The sequence below is a fragment of the Oceanobacillus sp. B139/18 genome (genome assembly GCF_055524595.1).
Genome location: NZ_JBVFXI010000022.1, coordinates 1 through 3,513, shown reverse-complemented (window position 1 = coordinate 3,513; position 3,513 = coordinate 1). Strand labels below are relative to the sequence as shown.

At 36.7% G+C, this 3,513-nt stretch carries 4 protein-coding genes; all 4 read left to right on the top strand.

From position 1 onward, the window contains the following. On the top strand, window positions 1–319 hold a 319-nt coding region (locus ACZSMY_RS23120; RefSeq protein WP_465148379.1), incomplete at its 5' end, for a dihydrodipicolinate synthase family protein. Between the two features lie 168 nt (window positions 320–487). Then, entirely contained in the window at window positions 488–1,564 is a 1,077-nt protein-coding gene (locus ACZSMY_RS23115; RefSeq protein ID WP_193062491.1) for a type 2 periplasmic-binding domain-containing protein, read from the top strand. Window positions 1,565–1,576: 12 nt separating this feature from the next. Next, window positions 1,577–2,092 carry a TRAP transporter small permease subunit gene (locus ACZSMY_RS23110; protein WP_193062493.1) on the top strand — a complete coding sequence of 172 codons (516 nt, stop codon included), beginning with the start codon at window positions 1,577–1,579 and terminating at the stop codon, window positions 2,090–2,092. Beyond that, the gene (locus ACZSMY_RS23105) at window positions 2,076–3,398 is read left to right on the top strand and encodes a TRAP transporter large permease (protein ID WP_193062495.1); all 1,323 of its coding nucleotides are present in this window, start codon (window positions 2,076–2,078) and stop codon (window positions 3,396–3,398) included. Before ACZSMY_RS23110 ends, ACZSMY_RS23105 begins: the two co-directional genes overlap by 17 nt. Window positions 3,399–3,513 lie beyond the last annotated feature (115 nt).

The window sequence follows — 3,513 nt, the reverse complement described above, 5'->3', positions numbered from 1 at the left end:
TGGTGCAGATGATCTTGCGCTGGAGTCATTTGTCCTCGGAGCTACGGGTTGGATTTCTGTGGCAGCAAATATTGCACCGAACAGCGCAGGGAGACTGTATGAACTAGTGAAGGAAGGAAATTATGCCGGTGCTAAAGAGCTGTATAAAGATTTATTGCCGCTATGTGAATTTCTGGAGGACTCCGGTAAGTATGTTCAGATAGTGAAAAAGGCCATGGACTTAAAAGGATTAAACGGTGGACCATCAAGAAAACCGAGGCTGGGGCTTGAAGAAGACGAAGTAGAGAAGCTTAAGGGGCTTATGGCGAAGCTAGGTTAAATATTGCACCCTATAGAAAAAGGATTAGTCAGCTTTTTAGACTAATCCTTTTTGCTGTGTGTAAAAAAATGTTGACTTTTCACATGAAGTGAAATAACCTGTTTATTAAGATGGAAAATTAAATAAAATCAGAATTGTAAGCGATTCCAATGAAAAGGAGGATTATACATGAAAAAGTTGGTTATTGGAATGATGATATCCACAATCTTTTTGTTGAGTTCATGTGCACCAATTCAAACTATTCCAGAGGGCGAAAAAAGAGTCTATGAATGGAGAATGGTTACGCATCAAATTGAAGGTACTTCTAGATATGATGGAACAATTATTCCTTTTGTGGAAACGGTGAAAGAAATCACAGATGGTCAGTTAGTCATAGAACCTTATGGATCTGATATTCTTTTTCCGACTACTGATTCCTTTGATATGGTAAAAAACGGTGTTGTTGAAATGGGAGCACTCTATACTGGATTTTGGTCTGGAAAAGACCCGGTTTTTACACTTGGTGGAGGAACTATTCCAGGAGATCCAATCAGAGGATTCGAAGAGCATTTTTATAGAACGGAAAGGTTAGAACCTATCATTAATGAGGCGTATGAACAACATGGAATAAAAAATTTAGGTGCCTTTGATTATGCTCCAGAAGAAGTTTTAATTTCACGAGTACCTATAGAAGGTATTGAAGATTTTAAAGGGAAGAATATCCGAGCGGCGGGAGTCGCATCTCAGTTTTATGGCGCACTGGGAGCGTCATCTATTTCTCTTTCCGCTTCAGAAATCTATACAGGTTTGCAGTTAGGTACTGTGGATGCTGCAGAATTTAATGATTTTCTAGTTAATGGAGAAATGGGGTTAGATGAGGTTACTAGATATATTATTGAGCCGGCAATTCACGTTGGTCCAAGTACAGATAAGGAACTTATTATCAATCCTAAAGCTTGGGAAGAATTACCGGAAGATTTGAAAGCCGCTGTATATGTAGCAAGAGATAAGGTTAGATATGAATCAGCTATTGCATATGGAGTTGAAAGCCAAATTGCTGAACAAGAGTGGAGAGATAATCCAGATATTGAATTTATCGAACTGCCAGAAGAAGATTTAGAAGAAATGAAAGAAATTGGATTTGATTTATTGTTAGATTATAAGGAAGAAAGTGAATTCAGTAAACAGTACGTCGAAGAATATGCCCAAGTATTAGCTGAACTCGGTTACTTAGAGGATGCAGAGAAATTAGGGTACGAAGAATAGGGGGCGTGCACCATGAAGAGAGTTGTTAATGCAATAGAAAACCTATCAAGGATTTCAGGGGAAATCGCAAGTTATATGGTCATTCCCTTGACTCTTGTTATTTTATACACGGTAATTATGAGGAGGTTTTTCGGTAACTCACCAGATTGGGGATTTGAAGTTACTATTTTCCTTTTTGGAATCATGATACTGCTTACTGGCGCAGATACACTAAGAACGAAGGGGCATATTACAGTAGATATATTACTAACTTTTATAAAAGGAAAACCCAAATTGATTCTACTTACTTTTATACACATTTTAGTTATAATAACTTCCTTTCTTTTATTGATAAAAGGGGTGGAGCTAGCGGTAGAGTCCACTCGGATTGTGGAATATTCTGCACACCAGACTTCTTTTAACCCTCCAATTTGGTGGTTTAAATGGTTTATTCCAATTAGTGCACTCATATTATGGCTACAGTCATTGGTTGAGTTGTATAAATTATGGTTCGAGAAGGGAGGGAGTGATTATGGAACTAATCTTTGATTATGCGCCTATCGGTATGTTTATATTGTTACTTTTTTTCTTATTTTTAGGTGTGCCGATTGCTTTTTCTCTTGCTTTTACAGGGGTGTTATATGCTCTATTAATGTGGGGGTATGACAGTGCAGCGTTGCTTACTAGTGGTGCATGGGGAGTGATGAATAACTATACATTAATAGCTATTCCGCTCTTTATACTTATGTCAATCCTTTTGGAGAAATCAAATATTATCTCAGAACTGTTTGATGCAGTTTATAAATGGTCTGGCGGTCTAAGGGGAGGAATAGCCATTACAGTTATCATAGTGGGTGCTATTATTGGCTCTATTTCAGGCGTTGTAGCAGCAGGTGTTATTGGTTTAGGACTTATTGCTCTACCGCATATGAGGAGGTATAAATACAATGAAAATCTGAGTTTAGGAACTATTATGGGAGGAGGAACACTTGGTCAAATTATTCCACCAAATTTAAATATGGTTCTTTATGGAGCAATTACAGGAGTTTCTATATCAAATCTATTTGCAGGGGGTCTAGGGGCAGGAATACTGTTAATTTTAATTTTTATCATATATATATTTATCGTTGCTTATTTAAAACCATCTAGTGTACCTGCTCTTGCTAAAGAAGAGCGTGTTTCACTTAGAGAAAAGCTGAATTCTATAAAATCATTAATACTACCCATGATTTTAATCTTGCTTGTTCTTGGTTCTATTTTCACGGGGGTGGCTACACCTACCGAAAGTGCCTCTGTTGGAGTAGCAGGTACGATTTTAATTGGTATATTTTCTAAAAGATTAAACTGGTGGAAGATAAAAGACGCAATTTTTGAATCTAGTAAAATGACAGGAATGGTTGCTTGGATACTTATTGGGGCAGCAACGTTTAGTACTGTTTTTTCTGGGATTGGAGGAAATCAAATGGTGTCTGAATTGGCAGCCAATGTTTATGGAGGAAAATGGGGTGTGTTATTTTTTGCAATCCTCTTTATCTTTATTTTGGGAATGTTTTTAGAAACAATGGCTTTGATTATGCTGGCCGCTCCAATTATTACTCCAGTAGTAGTCGAAGCGGGATTTGATCCATTATGGTGGGCAGTGCTTTTCATGGTTATTTTACAAATGGCATTTTTAACACCGCCTTTTGGATTTGCTATATTTTATTTGAAGAGTGCTGTAGGTGAGAAAGTGAAAATTGGGAAAATATACATGGCTACTTTACCGTTTATCGGATTACAACTTGTAGCAATTATATTATTAATATTATTTCCAGTTCTAGCCACTTGGTTACCAGATATACTCAATCCCGAATAAATAATTGATTAATTGTATTCTCAACTTCCGCATCCTTTATTTTCAGAAATATTTGTACTTCGGAAGTTTAAATAGAATAGATTTTTAAAAAATTTTGAGAGGAAAGGTGATTTAT

What these genes read in the sequence shown, in the direction of transcription:
- ACZSMY_RS23115 (WP_193062491.1), top strand. Translation starts at nt 488, where the DNA reads ATGAAAAAGTTGGTTATTGGAATGATGATATCCACAATCTTTTTGTTG.
- ACZSMY_RS23110 (WP_193062493.1), top strand. Translation starts at nt 1,577, where the DNA reads ATGAAGAGAGTTGTTAATGCAATAGAAAACCTATCAAGGATTTCAGGG.
- ACZSMY_RS23105 (WP_193062495.1), top strand. Translation starts at nt 2,076, where the DNA reads ATGGAACTAATCTTTGATTATGCGCCTATCGGTATGTTTATATTGTTA.